The sequence below is a fragment of the Chelatococcus sambhunathii genome (genome assembly GCF_001418005.1).
Classification (GTDB): domain Bacteria; phylum Pseudomonadota; class Alphaproteobacteria; order Rhizobiales; family Beijerinckiaceae; genus Chelatococcus_A; species Chelatococcus_A sambhunathii.
On sequence record NZ_LIOL01000006.1, the window covers coordinates 267,791 to 286,956 of the forward strand.

The 19,166-nt window shown below is 68.6% G+C and carries 18 protein-coding genes; 7 read left to right on the plus strand and 11 right to left on the minus strand.

Annotation, left to right across the window (positions count from 1 at the left end; genetic code table 11):
- Positions 1 to 3: 3 nt before the first annotated feature.
- The 6 genes from ASC46_RS13790 to ASC46_RS13815 form a co-directional block, all read right to left on the minus strand.
- The gene (locus ASC46_RS13790; protein WP_055459865.1) at positions 4 to 951 is read right to left on the minus strand and encodes a homocysteine S-methyltransferase family protein; all 948 of its coding nucleotides are present in this window, start codon (positions 949 to 951) and stop codon (positions 4 to 6) included.
- A gap of 115 nt (positions 952 to 1,066) precedes the next feature.
- Positions 1,067 to 1,855, minus strand: a complete 789-nt coding sequence (locus ASC46_RS13795) for a DeoR/GlpR family DNA-binding transcription regulator (RefSeq protein WP_055459866.1) — start codon at positions 1,853 to 1,855, stop codon at positions 1,067 to 1,069.
- A gap of 32 nt (positions 1,856 to 1,887) precedes the next feature.
- Positions 1,888 to 2,670, minus strand: a complete 783-nt coding sequence (locus ASC46_RS13800) for an LOG family protein (RefSeq protein WP_055459867.1) — start codon at positions 2,668 to 2,670, stop codon at positions 1,888 to 1,890.
- Positions 2,671 to 2,774: 104 nt separating this feature from the next.
- Entirely contained in the window at positions 2,775 to 3,689 is a 915-nt protein-coding gene (locus ASC46_RS13805) for a DMT family transporter (protein ID WP_055459868.1), read from the minus strand.
- A 251-nt stretch (positions 3,690 to 3,940) separates the two neighbouring features.
- Entirely contained in the window at positions 3,941 to 7,495 is a 3,555-nt protein-coding gene (locus ASC46_RS13810) for an autotransporter domain-containing protein (protein WP_169790105.1), read from the minus strand.
- Positions 7,496 to 8,096: 601 nt separating this feature from the next.
- On the minus strand, positions 8,097 to 8,795 hold the full coding sequence (locus tag ASC46_RS13815) for a TetR/AcrR family transcriptional regulator (protein ID WP_055459870.1): 699 nt from the start codon (positions 8,793 to 8,795) through the stop codon (positions 8,097 to 8,099).
- Between the two features lie 241 nt (positions 8,796 to 9,036).
- Between ASC46_RS13815 and ASC46_RS13820 the strand changes: the two genes are divergently transcribed.
- The 3 genes from ASC46_RS13820 to ASC46_RS13830 are packed head-to-tail and all read left to right on the plus strand — an operon-like array spanning position 9,037 to position 11,989.
- Entirely contained in the window at positions 9,037 to 10,008 is a 972-nt protein-coding gene (locus ASC46_RS13820) for an efflux RND transporter periplasmic adaptor subunit (protein ID WP_055459933.1), read from the plus strand.
- An 11-nt stretch (positions 10,009 to 10,019) separates the two neighbouring features.
- The gene (locus tag ASC46_RS13825) at positions 10,020 to 11,267 is read left to right on the plus strand and encodes an ABC transporter permease (RefSeq protein ID WP_055459871.1); all 1,248 of its coding nucleotides are present in this window, start codon (positions 10,020 to 10,022) and stop codon (positions 11,265 to 11,267) included.
- The gene (locus tag ASC46_RS13830) at positions 11,264 to 11,989 is read left to right on the plus strand and encodes an ABC transporter ATP-binding protein (protein ID WP_055459872.1); all 726 of its coding nucleotides are present in this window, start codon (positions 11,264 to 11,266) and stop codon (positions 11,987 to 11,989) included. The genes ASC46_RS13825 and ASC46_RS13830 overlap by 4 nt, the downstream gene beginning before the upstream one ends.
- Here ASC46_RS13830 and ASC46_RS13835 read toward each other — a convergent pair.
- Both ASC46_RS13835 and ASC46_RS13840 read right to left on the minus strand, forming a co-directional pair.
- A complete protein-coding gene (locus ASC46_RS13835) occupies positions 11,970 to 12,776 on the minus strand; it encodes a DUF72 domain-containing protein (RefSeq protein WP_055459873.1) in 807 nt (268 codons plus the stop codon). The two genes, ASC46_RS13830 and ASC46_RS13835, sit on opposite strands and share 20 nt — an antisense overlap.
- 162 nt (positions 12,777 to 12,938) lie before the next feature.
- Complete coding sequence (locus ASC46_RS13840; protein ID WP_055459874.1) at positions 12,939 to 13,766, minus strand: helix-turn-helix domain-containing protein; 828 nt, start codon at positions 13,764 to 13,766, stop codon at positions 12,939 to 12,941.
- A 116-nt stretch (positions 13,767 to 13,882) separates the two neighbouring features.
- Between ASC46_RS13840 and ASC46_RS13845 the strand changes: the two genes are divergently transcribed.
- Both ASC46_RS13845 and ASC46_RS13850 read left to right on the plus strand, forming a co-directional pair.
- Positions 13,883 to 14,287, plus strand: a complete 405-nt coding sequence (locus ASC46_RS13845; RefSeq protein ID WP_055459875.1) for a hypothetical protein — start codon at positions 13,883 to 13,885, stop codon at positions 14,285 to 14,287.
- 28 nt (positions 14,288 to 14,315) lie between these two features.
- Positions 14,316 to 14,636 carry a DUF1330 domain-containing protein gene (locus ASC46_RS13850; protein ID WP_055459876.1) on the plus strand — a complete coding sequence of 107 codons (321 nt, stop codon included), beginning with the start codon at positions 14,316 to 14,318 and terminating at the stop codon, positions 14,634 to 14,636.
- Here the strand turns inward: ASC46_RS13850 and ASC46_RS13855 are convergent.
- A complete protein-coding gene (locus tag ASC46_RS13855; protein WP_055459877.1) occupies positions 14,629 to 15,330 on the minus strand; it encodes an ArsR/SmtB family transcription factor in 702 nt (233 codons plus the stop codon). The two genes, ASC46_RS13850 and ASC46_RS13855, sit on opposite strands and share 8 nt — an antisense overlap.
- Positions 15,331 to 15,462: 132 nt before the next feature.
- Here ASC46_RS13855 and ASC46_RS13860 point away from each other — a divergent pair, with 132 nt between their 5' ends.
- Together ASC46_RS13860 and ASC46_RS13865 are read left to right on the plus strand one after the other, a co-directional pair.
- Positions 15,463 to 15,777: an NIPSNAP family protein gene (locus tag ASC46_RS13860; protein ID WP_055459878.1), complete on the plus strand. Its 315-nt coding sequence runs from the start codon at positions 15,463 to 15,465 to the stop codon at positions 15,775 to 15,777.
- 142 nt (positions 15,778 to 15,919) lie between these two features.
- On the plus strand, positions 15,920 to 16,813 hold the full coding sequence (locus ASC46_RS13865) for a dihydrodipicolinate synthase family protein (RefSeq protein ID WP_096335379.1): 894 nt from the start codon (positions 15,920 to 15,922) through the stop codon (positions 16,811 to 16,813).
- Here the strand turns inward: ASC46_RS13865 and ASC46_RS13870 are convergent.
- Positions 16,794 to 17,486 carry an ATP-binding cassette domain-containing protein gene (locus ASC46_RS13870; RefSeq protein WP_055459879.1) on the minus strand — a complete coding sequence of 231 codons (693 nt, stop codon included), beginning with the start codon at positions 17,484 to 17,486 and terminating at the stop codon, positions 16,794 to 16,796. The genes ASC46_RS13865 and ASC46_RS13870 overlap by 20 nt on opposite strands.
- Positions 17,483 to 19,162: an ABC transporter permease gene (locus ASC46_RS13875; RefSeq protein WP_055459880.1), complete on the minus strand. Its 1,680-nt coding sequence runs from the start codon at positions 19,160 to 19,162 to the stop codon at positions 17,483 to 17,485. Before ASC46_RS13875 ends, ASC46_RS13870 begins: the two co-directional genes overlap by 4 nt.
- Positions 19,163 to 19,166 lie beyond the last annotated feature (4 nt).

The window sequence follows — 19,166 nt, forward strand, 5'->3', positions numbered from 1 at the left end:
GCGTCAGTCGAGGCACTCCTCGCAGATCGCGCGCAGGTGGCGGATGTCGGTGCCACAACAGCCGCCGAGCACGCATACATGGCGCATCAGCCCCTCGCGCAGCGCCCTGTAGCGCCGGCCAAGATCGATCGGATCGCCGGGATCGAGCTCGGTCGCCGCGTCGAGCTCGGCATGGCTCGTCCTCGAGGCATTGGCACGAATGCCGCCGATGCGGCGGCGCCAAGGGGCGCCGTCGTCGTCGAGCACCCCGGCGAAATGCGTCGGGTGCGCGCAGTTGATCATGTAATAGGCGGGATAGCCGCCGGTCTCGTCATCCACCATCGCGATGGCTTCGGCAAGGCTCTCGCCGGACGGCAGCCGCCCGTCTGTCTCCAGCGTGAAGGAAATGGCGACCGGCATGGCGCTCGCCCGCGCGGCGCGGGCGATGCCGGCGGCCTCGCGCGCATAGGTCATGGTGATCGCGCTCACCATGTCGGTCTCCGTCGCCGCTAGCGCGTCGACCTGATGGCCGTGGTAGCTCTCCGCCTCCGCCGGCGACATGCTGGTATCGGCGATATAGCCGTCGCCGCGCGGGCCGATGGCCCCGTTGATGACGATGGGGGTGCCGGCGGCCTCGAAACGCCGGCGCAGCTCCTCCGCAAGCGTGACGGAGGCCCGCTGCACCCGGGCGAGGTCGGCCATGGTATAGCCGAGGCGCGCACCCCAGTCAGGGCTGGCCCGCCACGTCGCCGTGTCGAGCACGAAGCCGACGCCGCGGGCGCGGGCGAGCTCGAGATAGGGCACGAAATAACGGCTCAGGCGCTCGCGGCCCTCCTCGTCGAGCACGAGAGGAAAGGCGGCAAAACAGGGCAGGTCGAGATTGTCGTGAAAGACGAGGGTGGTCTCCAGCCCGCCATCCGCCAGGAAGGGCTGACCGTCGAGCTGCGGCAGTCGCTGTCGGTAGAGTGCCATCGTCCGCTCCTTTCGGCGTGGAACGACCCATGAGGCGCGCTCGCGGCGCGCGCCGTCTGTGCCGCGGCGCACACGGCGCCCCGCAGGGAGCGGCTTTCTACCGGAGCGCAGGTCGCTACGCTTCCTCGATAGGCGTCTCGCCCACCTCGACGATCTCCACGCCGTGGTCGGCGCACAATTCGCGCAATGGGGCGGAGGTCAGCCGGTCGGTCACGAAGACATCGACCTCGCGCAGATCGGCAATGCGCACCGGTGCCGTGCGGTCGAGCTTGTGCGCATCGGCGACGAGGACAACGCGGCGCGCATTCTCGATGATGGCGCGCGCGACCCGCACTTCCCGGTAGTCGAAATCGAGCAGCGCCCCGTCCTCGTCGATGGCCGATGCGCCGATGACGGCATAATCCACCTTGAACTGGCGCACGAACTCGACCGCCGCCGAGCCGATGATGGCCCCGTCGGCCCGGCGCACCGGCCCGCCCGCAAGGATGACGTCGATGGCCGGATGGCGATAGAGCAGCGTCGCCACGTTGAGATTGTTCGTGATGACGAGCAGACCCTCGTGGTCGACGAGCGCGCGCGCCACCTCCTCCGTCGTCGTGCCAATGTTGATGAAGAGCGAGGCATTGTTCGGAACCAGCCGCGCCGCCGCCTCGCCGATGGCCCGCTTGCTGGTATGAGCGATGAGGCGGCGGGCCTCGTAGGACAGGTTCTCGACGCCCGAGACGACGATGGCGCCGCCGTGCACCCGTGTCATCAGCCGCCGGTCGCAGAGCTCGTTGAGATCCTTGCGGATGGTCTGCGGCGTCACCTCGAAGCGCCCGGCGAGGTCCTCGACATTGACCCGGCCCTGGACGCGCGCGATGGCCAGGATCTCCTGCTGGCGCGGTGTGATACTGTCGCTCATGGGGCCGCCCCTGCCGCTCGGGCCGATTCGGATCAGCGCGATTGTGGGGGCAGCCTGAGGCCGGAGGCAACGAGCTTGTCCCAGATTTCCTCGGCGCTCTCGGCGAACTCGAACAGGTCGAGGTCGTGCGGGGAAATGGTGCCCTCCTCCACCAGCGCATGGAAATTGATGATCGAGCGCCAGTAGCTCTCGTCATAGAGCACCACCGGCAGGCGCGGCGCCTTCTGCGTCTGCTGCAGGGTGAGGAGCTCGAACAGCTCGTCGAGTGTGCCGAAACCGCCGGGGAAGACAACGAGGGCATTGGCGCGCATGGCAAGATGCATCTTGCGCATCGCGAAATAATGGAAGCGGAAAGTGAGCTCGGGCGTCGAATAGGCGTTCGGCTCCTGCTCGTGCTGCAAGGTGATGTTGAAGCCGATGGAGGGCGCGCCGGCCTCGAAGGCGCCACGGTTTGCCGCCTCCATGATGCCAGGCCCACCGCCGGTGGCGATGACATTGTCACGCTGGCCATGGTCGTGCTCCATGGCCCCGCCGCGCTCGGAGGCGATGCGGCCGAAACGGCGCGCCTCCTCATACCAGCGGGCCCGGCGGGCGAGTTGCTTGCGCTCGCGGTCGCCAACCGTCTCGTCCGCGGTCATATCGTCGAGAGGCCGGGCCCGCGCGGTACCGAAGACAACGATTGTCGAGCGCACGCCCCAGTTTCGCAACGCTTCCTCGGCCTTGGCATATTCGAGCAGGAAGCGCACGCCGCGCATCGAATCCCCGAGCAGGAAGTCCTGGTCCAGCGCCGGCAGGCGGTAGGAGGGGGATTGCATCTGCTGTCGGTTGTCTTGGGTCGCCACCGCCTGCCTCGTTTGTTCAGAGTTATTTCAAACCCTTCCCGATTAGCAGGCCCGGTGGCTTTGTCGAGCCTGCGAGGTCAGCGCTGACGCAGCAGCGCCTGCTCGCGCAGGAAGATGAAGAGGCCCGCCGCGATGATGATGGCCGCGCCGGCGAGCATGGCTGCGTCCGGGATGTCGCCGAAGACGAGATAGCCGAGGATGACTGCCCAGACGATCAGCATGTACTGGTAGGGAGCGAGCACCGAGGCGCTCGCGTGCTTGAGCGCGCGCGTCACGCAGATGTGCGCCGCGAGCGCCACGACGCCGAGGAGCGACAGCAGCGCGAAATCGCCCGTCGCCGGCGGCACCCAGCCGAACGGCGCAAGCGCGATGCCGAAGACAAGGGCGCCCAGTGTCTGCCAGAAGACGAGGGACGTGTCGCTCGTGCCGCGCAGGTGACGAGTCGTGATCATCAGGAGGGCGAAGAAGATGCTGCCGAGCAGCGCCACGAGCGCATAGACGTCCAGCGTCGCTGCCGAGGGGCGCAGCGCGATGAGAACGCCGACGAAGCCGACGAGCACAGCCGTCCAGCGCCGCCAGCCGACCTTCTCGCGCAGGAAAAGCGCCGACAGCGCTGTCACATAGATGGGGCCGGCCAGATAATAGGTGACCACATCGGCGAGCGGCAGGCCGATGACGGCCCAGTAGAAGAACACGACCTCGAAGGTGGCGAAGACGACGCGGGCGAGCTGCAGCCCGGGCTTCGGCAGCGTGAGGATGTTGCCGAGACCTTCGCGCCACACGAATGGCGCAAGGACGAGGAGCGCTGCGAAGCTGCGGATCAGAAGCACCTGCGCCACCGTGAAGGTGGCGACCAGCCACTTGCCGAGCACGTCGTTGACGGAAAACATGAAGATGCCGAGCATCATCAGGCTGATGCCCAGGAGAGCATTGCCCGGCGGCGACGCCTTGGCGGCGGCCGCGTCATCCTCGCGCGCCGGTGTTGCCGACATGCTGCACCTCCCCCGGCCGGATAAATGCCGACCTGCTCAACGTCTGTGCATCGCCCGGCACAGCGGGAAAGGCAAGCGCACCCAACGCATGGCTAGCCGGCAGCATTGCAGGACGCGCCCGGCGCCAGCGCGAGGCGCATCCCTTGATCGTCGGACGATCGGATGGGTGCGTACAAGCGTCGTGAGCCTCCATCCGGGCGGCAATCGGCCGACCCCGGCACGAACCGGAGCCGGCACGCGGCAGGTGAGCTTCAGAATTTCCAGCTCACGTTGCCATGAACGCCATGCGTCTCGGTCGACTTGCCGAACTGGCCCGAATAGGCGACGCCGACGGTCAGGTCCTTCGTAAAGGCGGCGTCGAGGCCCGTCTCCACAACGCCCACGTTCTTCGCCACCGGCACGCCATAGACCGTGAAGGGGCTGCTGCCGGCAAAGGCATGGACGGCGCTGAGCGTCGACTTGCCGAAGGCATGGCGCCAGCCGAGCATGCCGCGGGCGGTCAGCGCCATGTCGCCGAGGTCGAACTGGCGCTCGAGGCGCAGGCCCAGGGTGCCATAGAGCTTGTCCGAGGAATGGCCGGTGCCGGTCAGGGCGGCGACACCAACCTTTTCGCGATAGCCGTCCTCCTCGAGCCTGACATAGGCGAGGCCGCCGAAAGGCTCCAGCTTGAGCGCGTTCCAGTGAATCGCGTAGCCGAGATCGCCGTAGGCCTGCAGCGTGCTGGCGTCATAGCTCGAGGCCAGGCTCTCCGAGAAGCCGGGGAAGCGCACGTCGCGCGTGGTCGAGATGTCGTGCCAGGTGTAGCTGGCGCCGAGCTGCAGGCCGAGCCGGTTCCATTGCGCCCCCCCATAGAGGCCGATGTGGTAGTTGTCGCTCGATGCCTGCGAATGGCGCTCGTCGACACTGAACCGAGACTTGCTGTAGCCGCCGACGAGGCCGACGCGGAACCTCTCCACGACCGGCACATCCGCGCCGATGAGGAAGCCGCCCGTGCTGTGATCGAGCGAGGCGGCATTGCCATCGCCGTTGGTGCTGCTCCATGTGCCGAAGCCCTGCCCCCACAGGACGAGACCGTCCCCGATCCTGGGCGAGACCTGCCGCGGCATCGGGTCCTTGATGTTGCGGCTCGGCTCGTGCGTGGGCACCTCGCGGCCGAGACCGCCCAGGGCACTGCGCAGGCGGTTGCCCGTCGCCTCGCGGATGAAGCGGCTCTCCCCCAGCAGCGCGGCCTTGGTCGAGGCGTAGATCTCGCCCGAGATCTGGTCGAAGGCGTAGCGCGCCTCCTCATCGGTCTGCAGATAGGCGATGGCGCGAAAGAGCGCGTTGGTCGGGTAGTTGGTAGCCGGATCGCGCTGCCACTTGAGCTCCTGCACAGCCGTCGCCGCGTTGATCTGGTTGACCGTGCGCCCCGCCTCCTGGAACAGACGATATTGCGCCACGTCGAGATAGACGTTGTTGGCGTCGTAATGGTCCTCCACCCGGTAGAAGGTCGACACCCACGTATCGCCGGTCAGCGTGTAGGTGCCGGTGCGGCCTCCGTCCGCCGTCAGCACCGTGTAGCGGTGCTCGAGCTCGTAGCGGGCCGGATCGATCTTGGTCACGTTGAGGACGGCGCCCGGATCGATCGTCGCCGTGCCGGTGACGTGGATCAGGTCGCTCTCGCCGGTCGAGCGCACCTCGGTCTGGTAGAAGGAGCCGGCCTCCTGCGTGACGTTGCCGGCGATCGTGAGCGTGCCGATGGGTGTCCTGCCCGGATCGGTCGCGTTGCCCGGGGCGATGGTGCCGCCGGCATGCACGACGGTGGTACCTACCTGCCCGAGGCCTTCGAGCGTGCCGCCGGTGTTGACGTCGACCGTGCCGCCGAGGATGCCGTTGACGGAGAGCGTGCCGGCATCGATGAAAGTACTGCCCGTGAAGCCCGAGCTGCCGGCGGTGAGGCGCGTCACGCCGGAGCCGATCTGCCTGATCGTGCCGGTACCGGTGATCTGACGGTCGAAGACCTTCACGTCGGAGCGGTTGAAGGCGAGGGTGCCGTCGGCGCGGATGTCGACACCGGAGGTGGCGTCGATGGAGCCGGTGGTGCCGCCGTCGCCCAGCTGCAGCGTGCCGCGGAAGATGGTGGTGGGGCCGGTATAGGTATTGGCGCCGGTCAGGATCGTCGTCCCGGTGCCGATCTGCTCGACGGCGCCCGTCCTGCTGATGACCTGGCCGTAGGTATAGGCGTTGGACCGGTTGAACTGCACGACGCCGTCATTGACGATGTCGTTGACGACGTGGCCGGTCTCGCCGGTGTCGTTCGGCCCCTCGTGGCCGATGCGCAGCGTGCCGCCCGAATGCACCGTGACGTTGCCGGCGAGCACGTTGTTGACGACCATGGTGCCGCCGTGGACGTGGGCCGGGCCGGTGAAGCCGGACGAATCCCCGTCCAGCACCGTAAAGCCCTCGAAATGGTTGACGGTGCCGAGGCCGACGAAGCCGGCCTTGAAGCGGTAGTCGAGGGCCTCGTCGCCCGTATGCTTGAAATTGACCGTGCCGGCGCCCTCTCCGAAGCGGACGAAGGCGGCGTCGAGCGTGCCCGGCGCACGCGCATTCGCATCCGTGTCGGTGCCGCCGAGATAGGTCTTCACATCCGTGTGCAAGCCGTAGTCGACGCCCTGCGGCGACATGGCACCGATGTTGAGGATTCCGGTGGAGCCGGCTTTCTCGCCGATGACCAGCGTGCCCTCGCCGTCGGCGATGCGCACCGTGCCGCCATCGTTGATGACGAGGACACCGGCGGTGTTGCTCTCCGAGGCGAGGGTGAGGGACTGGCGATTGTCCCACAGGCTGTCGGTGCCGGTCACGAGCGCATAGCCGCGCGCCCCCGGCTCCTTGGCGATGACGCCGACCCCGTTGTTGACCTCGCCGCCCTGGTCGACGATCAGGTACCCCTCGCCGCGCACGCCGACGTCAAGGCGGCCGCCGCCGCTCATGGTGCCCTGGCTCGTGATCGCGATGCCGGCGCCGGTCGCTGTGGCTCCGAGTGCGACGTCGCCCGCCGCGGCCGTCGTCGCTGTCGCCCCGATGGTTCGGATTTGGCCGTACCCCGCCTCGCCGACGATGAGCCGGTCGCCGGTCGTCATCTGGCCCTCATTGACGATCAGGCCCGCGCCCGACGAATTCGTGCCGAGCGTCACCCGGCCGTTGGTGACGGCAGAGCTGCCGGATGCGATGAAAAGCGAGCCGGAGCCAGCTTCGCCGACGGTGAGGTTGCCGCCAGTGACGAGGCTGCCGCCACCGATCAGGGTGATCGCCCCCGCGACCCCGCCGAGTTGGCCGATGACCGTGCTGCCGCCGACGGCGATCATGCCGCTGTTGCTGACGGAGCCCTGGCCCGCACTGCCGACGATCAGGCTGCCGCCCACCGTGGCGGTGCCGGAATTGTTGAAATGCCCGACGCCTGTCGAGCCGACGACCATCGAACTGGTGACCGAGAGCGTGCCCAGATTGGCGAGATTGCCCGCGCCGAAGCTGCCGCTGTTCGCTCTGCCGCCAGAAAAGCCGATGAAGAGGTTGCCGGCCGCCGCCGCACCCGAATTCTGAACCGTGTCGTGCTGAACCGGGCGCGGGCTGGCGCCGCTCTGATAGGTCGACAAGCCGATGTTCACGTCCTGCGTCGCCGTTGGCAGGCCTGCCGTCCAGTTGCCGGGCGTGCCCCACTGATTGTCGCCGGCCGTCGCACAAGTCGTGATCCCGCACGTGTAGTAGAATGAGCTCCCCCCTGTCCAGGAATTGGTCTGCGCCATGGCCGACGACGCGGTTACCATGAGCGCTGCCAAGGAACTGGTCAGCTCTAAGTATGTAGCCGGCTTCATAATATCCTCTACTCGGTTCTGAGCGCGGATTGATCGAGGGCAGGACGCGTTTTTTGGGCTGCCGGATCGTCTCGGCGCGATGCGGCGGATCTGGGTCGGACGCGATGCCGATGAGGCCGGCCGTCAAATTCCGGCACCGGGAAAGCGCCCCCGAAAAGCGCCCGCTCTACAAAAGCCGCCGTGACGCTCGGCGCCATGGCGCCTTACGGCTTACGAAACGCAATCTGTGCAAATTCACAGAATTACAAATACTTCAACTGTATACATCATTATCCGAAAAACATTCCTGCACTGGGAACGATCGCACTTGGCCTAAGCATCAACAATAATTGCGATCGGCAGCATTGATAAGATTTTATATTTCCATGCCGCCGCAGCGAGCCGTAGCGCCAGCCGCTCCCATGGCCGGCGCCGTCGAGCAGTGTAGCGCCGATTAACGGTGGCAAAACTCATCCGTCACGCAAAACGATTGCAAACGGCGCAGGGAGAAGGCGACGTGCCGCATCGGTCAGGCGCTGAGCAGGACCTGAGCGGCGGGCCGATCGAGTGGCGATCACGGCGCCTGCGCAGGCATCATCAGCGCCTTTGCGAAGCCGTTCTCCACGAAGCGGATGCTCCCGTCAGGCAGGCCGAGGATGCGGTCGAGGGCGATGCCGTGCATGCGCAGCCGCTCATCGAGCGCCGCGGCCGCCGCCTCCCCCTCCAGCGTGTCGGCCGCATTGACGGCGCGGGCGACGGCATCGTGCGTGCTTGCACCCAGGGTGAGGATGATCTCGGCGACAGCCTGTACATCCGGCACGTCGAAGATGCCCTCCTCCTGTCCCTGCGCGATGATGCGGGCGAGCGCCGGCAGCGTCACGGCGCCGACGGCGGCGTTCAGCCGGTGGTAGAGCACCAGGTTGCCGGGCCGGAAGATGACGTAGAACATGGCCCGGATGGCCGGCGCCTGCTCCACCTTGAGACGGCGGGCTCGACTGAGGAAGGCGTTGAGCCGCGTGAGCGCATCGAGCCCCGGCTCGTCGAGAATCGCCTGCAGCTGGGCGAGGCTTTCACGCGCCATCGCCTCGGCGAGCGCCTCCAGCACATCCTCCTTCGATGCGAAGTGATGATAGAAGCCACCCTTGGACATGCCGGCCCGGGCGATGATGTCATTGACCGTGGTCGCTTCGTAGCCGCGCTCGAAGAACAGGTCCCGGGCGGCGTCGAGGAGCTCCTTGCGGCGCTCCTGCGGATGCTTGACGATGCGGGGCATGCCTCTTGCCTTAGCGCACTGCTTCTTGACGACCGACCGACGGTCTGTAATATGACCGACCGTCGGTCTGAAACATAGCGCCGGCACCGCCTCGGCCGCAACCTGCATTTTCCGCCGGCTGACGCAGCGCAAGGCGGAACGCGCCCCGCGCAGGTCATGATGAAGCACCGCGCGGGCAAAGGCCTCCCGCACCGGAGGCGTTCGGAGAAACGTCGTGAAGACTTCGCGCATCCTCGTCGTCATGGGGCTCGTCGCCGCCGGCGCAGCTGGCGTCTGGTCCTTCATGCGCCCGACGAGCGTCGAACTCGTCGCCCCGCGGCGCGGGGACGCCGCCGAGATCGTCTATGCGACTGGCGTCGTCGAGCCGCGCACCTGGGCCAAGGTCACACCGCTCATCCGCGAGCACATCGTGGAGCTGTGCAACTGCGAGGGTCAGGATGTCGAGGAAGGCGCCGTGCTCGCCCGCCTCGACAGTCGCCAGGCCGATGCGACCCTGGCCGAATTGCGGGCCCGCGAGCGCTTGGCTGCAACAGAGTACGAACGCCTGTCGGTGCTCATCGAGCGCAATGCGGCCAGCCAGCAGGCGCTCGATCGGGCACGCAGCGAGATCAACCAGGCGGAAGCGCTCATTTCCGGTCACAAGGCGCGGCTCGAGAACTACGTGCTGCGCGCACCGATGTCCGGGGTGGTGTTGCGGCAGGACGGCGAGGTGGGGGAGATCGCCGAGCCCGGCACCGTGCTGTTCTGGGTGGGCAAGCCCAAGCCCCTGCAGGTCGTCGCGGACGTGAACGAAGAGGATATCCCGCGCATCGCGGCGGGCCAGCACGTCCTTCTCCAGGCCGACGCCTTCTCCGGCCGGCAGCTCGAGGCGAGCGTCGATCGGATCACGCCCAAGGGCGACCCGGTCGCCAAGACCTATCGGGTCTACCTCACCCTGCCGGACGATACGCCGCTGATGATCGGCATGACAGTCGAAATCAACATCGTCATTCGGGTGGCGGACAACGCCCTGCTGGTGCCGGCCGAGGCGATCCGCGAGAATGCGGTCTTCACCGTCGCGGACGGTGTGGCGCGCCGCCACCCGGTCACGATCGGCATTCGCGGCCCGCGCGAGGTGGAGGTCCTCTCCGGCCTCGACGACGATCAGCGCATCATCTCGCCGGTGCCTGAGACGCTCGTCGACGGCGCGAAGGTCAGGCCCGCGGAGCAGTGAGGAAGTGAACCATGCGCCTCCTCCTCGAATTGGCCGTCACGCACATCCTCGGGCGGGGACGGCAGACGGTCGTCGCCATCGCCGGCGTCGCGCTCGGCGTCGGTTTCTCCATCGCCATGGCCTCGCTGATGCAGGGCGGCGAGGACGACTTCATGGCGCAGCTGGTCGACACCATGCCGCACGTGCAGATCACCGACGAGCGCCGCACCGCGCGCCGCCAGCCGGCCGAGGACGTCTTCGCGCTCGCCGCCATCGCCGGCCTGAGGCCGAAGGAAGACCGGCGCGGCATCCTCAACCCGGCCGAGGTCGGCGCCATGCTGCGCGCCTTCGTGCCCGGCCGCATCTCGATGAGCCTCAGGACGCAGGGCGTCGTGCGCTATGCCGGGCGCGATGTCGGCATCAGCATCATCGGCATCGACCCCGAGGAGGAGGCGGCCGTCTCCTCCGTCGCGGGTGACTTCCTCGAAGGCAGCTTCGCCTCGCTCGCCGGCGGCGGCAACAACATCATCGTCGGCGACCGGCTGGCAGAGCGGCTCGGCGCCCGGCTCGGCACCACCGTCACGGTCGTCTCGTCGACGGGCCAGTCGCGGGGCTTCAAGATCGTCGGCCTGTTCCACACCGGCACTACCGCCCGCGACGAGGGCGAGGGCTACGTGCTGCTCAAGAATGCACAGATCCTGAGCGAGCGGCCCAACGCCATCAACGACATCCGCATCAAGCTGGATGACCCGTCCGCCGCACCGGCGGTCGCCCGGCGCGCGGAGGCGCAGACCGGCTACAAGACCGTGCCCTGGCAGGAGGCGAACGAATCCCTGCTCGAGGCGCTCGTGATCCGCAACGTCATCATGTACACGGTGGTCGGCGCCATCATGCTCGTCGCCGGCTTCGGCATCTTCAACATCATCTCGACCATCACCCACGAGAAGGCGCGCGACATCGCCATCCTGAAGTCGCTCGGCTTCACGCAAGGGGACATGCGCCGCCTGTTCCTCGTCGAGGGTCTCGCGCTCGGGCTCGGCGGCTCCGCCCTCGGCTGGGTCATGGGCTTTTCCCTGTGCTATGCCATGTCGCTCGTCCACTTCGAATTGTCGGGCGCGGCGGTGGGGCGCGAGATGACGCGCCTGCCGCTCGCCTGGAGCATCTGGCACTATGTCATCGCCGCGGGCTTCGCCCTCGCCTCGGCGGCCGTCGCAGGCTACCTGCCGGCGCGCCAGGCGGCGCGGCTCAACCCGGTCGACATCATCCGGGGGGCGTCATGAGCCCGCTCATCGAAGCCCGCGGGCTGACCCGCATCCTGCCCGCCACCGTGCCGGTCACCCTCGTGCGCGACGTGTCGCTGACCATCGGCGAGCGCGAGTTCATCGCCATCACCGGCCCCTCGGGCTCCGGCAAGTCCTCGCTGCTCTACCTGCTCGGACTGCTCGACGAGCCGACGAAGGGCACGCTCAGCCTCGCCGGGCACGCCACGTTGGGCATCCACGACGAAGCACGGGCGAAGCTGCGGCTCGCCACCATCGGCTTCGTCTTCCAGTTCCATTTCCTGCTGCCGGAATTCACGGCGCGCGAGAATGTCGAGATCCCCATGCGCAAGCTCGGCCGGCTCTCGCCCGGCGAGATGAGTCGGCGCGCAACCGAGCTCCTCGCGGCCATCGGCCTCGCGGACCATCTCGACAAGCGGCCGGACCAGCTCTCCGGCGGGCAGCGCCAGCGCGTCGCGGTGGCGCGGGCGCTCGCCAACGACCCGCCACTCGTGCTTGCCGACGAGCCGACGGGCAGCCTCGATTCGACGAGTTCCGAGCAGGTCTTCCTCATCCTCGCCGACCTCGTGCGCCAGCGCGGCAAGACCGTCGTCGCCGTCACCCACGACCTCGACATTGCCAGTCGCGTCGACCGACGCATCCACCTCGTCGACGGCAAGGTGGTGAGCGACGACTGCAACAAAGACAAGAAGGCGGAGCCCGCTACGCCAGACGCTCGATGAGCGCCATCGCGGCCGCCGGATTGGCCACCTTGTGGCCGCTGATGACATAGAGGAAGACGTCCCGCCCCTGCGGCGCCGCGACATGGCGGGTGACAGTCTCGAGGTCGTCCGGCGCCCCGCCCGCCGCCCAGGCGCGGGCGCGCTCTGCCCAGGCGTCGAGCGCGGCGGGCGCGTAGCCGAGGTTCTCCCCCTCACTGGTGCCCATGATGCGGGCGTAGACAAAGGGCGCCGTCACGTCGGCGATCTGCGGATATTTGCTATCTCCGGCAACGACGAGCGCCACCTCGTGCTCGCGCAGGAGGGCGATGAAATCCGGCGAGCGGAAGCTGTCATGGCGCACTTCCACCCCATGGCGCAGGGCGCGCCCGTCGACGGATTTGGGCAACAGCGCCAGAAAGGCGGCGAAGTCGTCCGGGTCAAATTTCTTCGTCGGGGCGAACTGCCAGTTGATGGGGCCGAGCTTCTCCCTGAGCTCGATAAGGCCACCCGTGACGAAGCGCTCGATCGATTCGCCAGCCTCGGCCAGCACGCGCCGGTTGGTGGCGAAGCGCGGCCCCTTGAGGGCGAAGACGAAGCCCTCCGGCGTCTCCTCGCGCCATTTGGCGAAGCTCTCGGGCTTCTGCGAGCCGTAGAACGTGCCATTGATCTCGATGGAGGTGAGTTTGCGGCTCGCATATTCGAGCTCGCGCTTCTGGGCGAGGCCTTCGGGATAGAAGGTTCCCCGCCAGGGCTCGTAGGTCCAGCCGCCGATGCCGATGCGGATGCCGGGCGCTGCGTCTTGCGGCACGTTTCATCTCCCTGCTCGTTGCAGACGGGGCGGCTCCTGCCACGGCCGCAGTCCCTCGGCCACCCGTTTTGCGCGCGACGATAGCACCGCCGGCACTTCCCTGCAGCCGCGCGCATCCCCCGCGTCTCGAACGACGCCTTCGAGCGGCCGTGCATGTGCAGATCAAGAGCGCGGTGCTATCGCTGCGCCGAGCGCGGCGGCGGTCGCCTCGTCGGCGGGGAAAAAGGCCTCGATCGCGAGTTCCGCGAGGGTAATGTCGACCGGCGTGCCAAACACGGTGGTGGTGGAGAAGAAGGACAATGGGCCGCCCGGCATCGCCAGGCGCAGCGGCACGAGGACGCCGCCGAAATCCTCGATGCCCGCAAGGTGCTTGACCTCCTCGCCTTCCTCGGGCGCCGGAAAAGCCTTCAGTTCTTCCATCAGCGCCATGAGGGCGGGATCGGCCGTCACCTCGATCTGATGACGCAGCCGGTCGAGGAGATGGGCCCGCCATTCGGCGAGGTTGAGGATGTGTGGCGCGAGCCCCGCCGGATGCAGGCTGAGGCGCAGCACGTTGACGGGTGGCTGCTTCAACGCCTCGTCTGCGACGAGGGCCATGAGCGGCGGCACAGCCGCATTGGCGGCCACCATGGTCCAATGCCGGTCGAGCGCCAGCGCAGGAAAGGGCGCATGGCCCTCGAGCACGAGGTCGATGGCCCGACGGGCCGGCGCAAGCGCCGGATCGTCGAGGCGCCGCTCGGGATAGACGGGCGCGTAGCCGGCGGCCAGGAGCATCAGGTTCCGCGCGCGCAGGGGCACGTCAAGGCGCTCGGCAAGCCGCAGGATCATCGCCCGACTCGGCACCGAGCGGCCGCTCTCGATGAAGCTCAGGTGCTTCTGGGAGATTTCGACGTCGAGAGCGAAGGCGAGCTGGCTGAGCCGGCGGTGCTGCCGCCATTCGCGGATGTGGTCGCCGACCGTGCGGGCGGTGGTGATGAAGGGCCTGGTCATGGCCCGACGATAATGCCCCGGCGCTGCTTGCCAATTACCTGCCGCTTAATTGGCACGCCGCCGAGCAAGCGAAATCCTCCTCAGCGTTCGACAACACGACGCCACGGAGAAACCCCATGACCACCAAGCGCCCCCTGTTCTTCCTGCGCCTTGCGCTTCTCGGCGATGCGGCGGCGAGCGCCGCGACCGGCCTTGCGATGGCCGCCGGAGCCGGACTCCTCGACGGGCTTCTCGGCCTGCCAGAGCCGCTGCTGCGTTATGCCGGGCTGTTCCTCGTGCCCTACGGGCTCTGCGTCGCCTTCGTCGGCACGCGCGAGCGCATCGCTCGCGGCGCCGTGCTCGCCATCGTCGCCATCAACGTCCTGTGGGTCATCGAGAGCCTTGCCATCCTCATCAGCGGCTGGGTGGCGCCAACCGCGCTGGGCACCGCCTTCGTGCTCCTCCAGGCCGCGGTCGTCGGCGGCTTCGCGGTGGCGCAATGGCTCGGCTTGCGCCGCGACATCGGCCTGTCGCCGGCCTGAACATCACGCCCCATCGGAGGAGAAAAACATGACAACCTTTGCCATCGCCCATCTGCGCTCCGTCACCATGGGACCCGCCATCATCGCGTATCTCGAAAAGATCGATGCGACGATCGCGCCCTTTGGCGGCCGCTTCGTCCTGCACGGCGAGCCTGTGGAGCCGCTCGAAGGCGCCTTCGAGGGCGACCTTGTTATCATTGCCTTTCCCGACCGGGAGAGCGCCCGGGCATGGTACCGCTCGCCAGCCTACCAGGCCATCCTGCCGCTGCGCACGGAGCATGCGGACGGCGCCGCTTTCCTCGTCGATACGGTCGGCGACGACCATCGCGCCACCGACATCCTCAGGTGACGACGATTCCGAAGTGCCGGCGCAGGGCCTCCTCACCCTTGCGCGTGACGGCAACGGCGCGGCTGCCCTCGATGCGGCGGATCCAGCCCTCTGCGAAACAGTGGCTGCACAACGCCGCGCCAACGGCACCGGCCAGATGCGGGCGGCGCTCGCTCCAGTCGAGGCAGGGCCGGCAGAGAACGCGGGCGCGGCGCCCGGCCGTCCGGCCTGCGAGATCGATGCCGAGGCTCGCGAGCAGGTCGACGCCGCTCGGCATCAGGGTGGCAGCCTCGGGCTCGATCTCGGCGTGTCCGGCCTCGACCAGCATATCGGCAAGGGCGACGCCGAGCCGGCCGGCGAGATGGTCGTAGCAGGTGCGGGCACGCCGCAGCGCCGCGTCGCGCGGCCCGACGGTCAGCCTGTGGCCGGGGACGGCCCGTGTCGCGGCAACCTGCATGATGCCCTCCATCATCTGCGCGACGGCGCGCGAGGCAAGGCGATGATAGCGGTGACGGCCCTGCTTTTCGACAGCGACAAGGCCGGCCTCGGTCAGTCGGGCGAGATGGCCGCTCGCCGTCTGCGGCGTCACGCCGCCGGCCCGGGCCAGCTCTCCCGCTGTCATCGCCCGCCCGTCCATCAGCGCTTGGAGCATCGCCGCCCGCGCAGGCTCCCCCGCAAGCGTCGCAATCTCGGCAAAGGCCGCCGTCGAAACCATCCGCAGTCTCCCTTCCTGCCGCACCAGCCTGCCAGATCCGGCTGCATCATGTTTCGGAGGTGACCGTAACATCGGTGCACCGGCGCCGCCCATGGTGGGGACCAGACGATGCATGAAGACAGGAGCCCCGCCATGACCGTCACCGTCTCCATCCGCTACTGGATCGATCCCTACAAGCGTGATGCCTTCGAAGCCTATGCCCGCAACTGGCTCGACATCATTCCCGTCTGCGGCGGCGATCTCGTCGGCTATTTCCTGCCGCATGAGGGCATCAACAACATCGCGTGGGGCCTCATCTCCTTCGAGAGCCTCGCCGCCTACGAGGCCTATCGGGCACGGCTCAGGGCCGACGCGGGCGGCGCGGCGAACTTTCGCATGGCCGAGGAGGGGCGGTTCATCCACGCGGAGGAGCGCACCTTCCTGCGACCCGTCACGCCCGGGCCGTAACTGGCGCGCCGCTCGAACCTCCGCACTCGAAGCCCTGCCAGAAGGGCGTCGCACATACTTGCCAGTCAACCTGGAATATGTAACATGTTAGCCCGTTCCCGCTTGGGCCGTCGGCCCGCTCTCTCGACCGAGGATCTTCGTCTTGTCCGCCACGCGCGACCGTTTCGGCCTGTCCGCCGCCATGACCCTGCCGTTCCATGCGGACGGCGCCATCGACCTGCCGCGCCTTGCCGCCCATGCCCAGTGGTGCCTCGCCAATGGCTGCAGCAGCGTCACGGTCTTCGGCACCACCGGTGAGGGTCCCTCCGTCGGGCTCGCCGGCCGGCAGCAGATCCTCGGCGCATTGCTCGGTGCCGGCATCCCCGGGGACCGGATCGTCGGCGGGCTCGCCGCCACCTCGCTCCACGAGGCGCTCGACCAGGCGCGGCTTGCCCTCGACGCCGGCTGCAAGGCCCTGCTCGTGCCACCGCCCTTCTACTTCAAGGGCGTGAGCGACGACGGACTCTTCGCCTGGTTCGCCGCCTTCTTCGGCAAGCTCGGCGCCGCAGCGCGCAACGTGATTCTCTACAATATCCCTTCGGTCACCGCGGTGCCCCTGTCGGTGGCGCTGGTCGGGCGGCTGAAGGCGGCCTTCCCGGGCGTCGTCATGGGCGTCAAGGATTCCTCCGGTGACTGGGCCTATACCGAGGCGCTCCTCGCCACGCACAAGGACCTCGTCATCCTCATCGGCGACGAGCGCTATCTCGCCCGGGGCGTGGCACTCGGCGGCGAGGGCGCGATCTCGGGCCTCGCCAACGTCTGCCCGGACAAGCTCGCCCGGCTGATCGATAAGGCCGAGCCGAACGAGGCCATCAACCAGCTCGTCGAACTCGTGCTCCGATATCCGGTCACGCCGGCAGTGAAGGCGCTCGTCGCCCACCGCACGGGCGATGCGGCCTGGCTCAACGTGCGCCCGCCGCTCGTGCCGATCGCGGTCGGTGATGCGGCCGTCATCGGCGCCAGCCACGACTCCATCTTCAACCGGAAGGCAGCCTGACGCCCGGGCCCGCGAGCGCGACGACCGGCCCGCCGGCCGCCTCCGCATCCTCGGCATCATGCGTGACGAGCAGGGCCGGCAGGCCGCGCTCGCGCGCATGGGCAAAGACGAAGGCGCGGATATCCGCGCGCAACGCGGCGTCGAGCTTGCCGAAGGGTTCATCCAGCAGCAGGGCGCGCGGCTCGGCTAGCAGGGTGCGCAGGAGGCTGACCCGCGCCTTCTGCCCGCCCGACAGCGTCGCGGGATCGCGATCCTCGAAGCCGGCGAGCCCGGCCTGTTCCAGCGCCTCCGAAACCTTTCCACGGCGCTCGGCGCGGCTGCGCCAGCGCCCGCGCGGCAGGCCGAACAAGAGGTTGCCGGCGACGCTCAGATGCGGGAAGAGCACCGGGTCCTGGAACAGGATGCCGACATGCCGCGCCTCGGCGGGCTGGGCATCGATGCGCTCGTGCCCGATCATCACCTGCCCCTCGGCGGCAAAGGCGCGCCTGTCGATGAAACCTGCGACATAGGCGAGCAAGGTCGACTTGCCGATGCCGCTCGGCCCCATCACCGTCGCCACCATGCCGGGCAGGACAGTGAGATCGAGCCGATCGACCAGATTCCGTCCATCGCGCGAGGCGATGGAGACGCCCGCGAGCACGAGCGCCCCGGCCGCCGCGGGATCGCCGCTCATGCCATGCCCCTGAAGCGGCGGAAGACAAGGAACGGCACGGCGAGCGCGAGACCGTAGGCCGCGAGCGGCAGGGCCGTCTGCAGCACGGCGACGAGGCCGAGGATGCGTCGGTCGCCCCCGGAGGAGAGCGTGACCGCCTCGGTCGTCAGCGTCGCCACCCGGCCGGCGCCGGCAAAGAGCGTGGGCAGGTATTGCGCGATCGAGACGGCGAAGCCGACGGCCGCGGCGACGAGGATGGGCCGCGCGAGCAGCGGCAGCTTCACGACGAGAAAGACCCGCCACCGGCCGGCTCCCATGGCCGCCGCGGTCATGGCATAGCGCGGATCGAGCGCACGGTAGGCATCGGCCAGCGACAGGAAGACGAAGGGCAGCACGAAGACGAGATGGGCCCAGACCACGGCGGCGGGCGTGCCGTCGAGGCCGGCGTGGATGAGCAGCACCTGCACCCCGAAGAGAAAGGCGATCTGCGGCACGATGAGCGGCAGATAGATCAGCCACAGCACCGCCACCCCCGGATGCAGCCCGTGGCGCTGCTCGTTCTCGAGGCAGGCCAGCGTCAGGACGAGGGCGATGGCGACTGCGGCTAGGCCGATGCCGGCGCTGGTGCCGGCAAGCGCAGCGGCCCCGCCGGCCTCGTCCCGCCAGAGCGCGAGTTGCCAATGGTCCGGCAGCGCGGCGGGAAAGCGCCACGAACCGGCGAAGGACCAGACGAGCATCGCGAGGAGCGACAGGAGCCCGAGCACGATCAGGAGACCGGCAAGGGCTCCTGCGACCTCGGCCGCCGCGCCTGGCGCGCGCGAGCGCGAGCCGCGGGCGAGCCACCGGCGGTGGAGGGCGGCGATGGGTCGCTCACATGCGAGCCACAGGAGGATGGCGAGGACGACGAGCAGGAACTGCAGCGTCGCAGCCGCGGCCGCCGGATAATAGAGGGCGAGGTCGTAGCCCTTGAACCAGCGCGTGGCGAGGACGGCGAGCGGCGGCGGGTTGCCCGGCCCGACGATGATAGCGACGTCGACGACCGACATGGAGAAGGCGAGAACGGCGAAGACCGGCAGGCGCACCTGCCGGTAGAGCTGCGGGAAGACCACCGTCGCCCAGGCCGTCGCCTGGCCGCGGCCGAGCGCGCGCGCGGCCGCGGTCAGCCGCTCGACCGGCACCGTGGCCGAGGCGGCGAAGAGCATCAGGGCGAGGTAGGGCACCTCCTTGAGGAGGAGGGCGGCGACGAGGCTGGCGCCAAGCGGATCGCCGACCGTCACGGGCTCCGCCGGCGGCACCTGCCAGCCCGTCGCCCAGGGCGAGAGGAGGCGCACCAGCCAGCCGCTCGGCATGGCGAGGAAGGCGAAGCCTAGCGCAACGCCGCTCGGCGGGCTGGCAAGGAGCGGCATGATGAGGCGCCGCAGCCGCGCCATGCCGGGCCGGTGCGCCGCGGCGGCACAGAGACCGGCGGCGAGGATCAGGGCCAAGAGCGTCGTTGCGAGTCCCGTCCCGAAGGTCAGCGCGAGCGCGCTGGCGAAGCCGGGGGCAGCGAAGAGCATGCGCCAGCCGTCGAGCGAGAAGGTCGCGCCGCCGAGAGCCGGCAGGAAGCCGAAGGCCGGCAGCAGCGTGAAGGCAAGCCCCAGCACGACCGGCCCGGCGAGAACGGCGAGCGTGGCGGCCGGGGCAAGGCGCAGCAGCATCGCC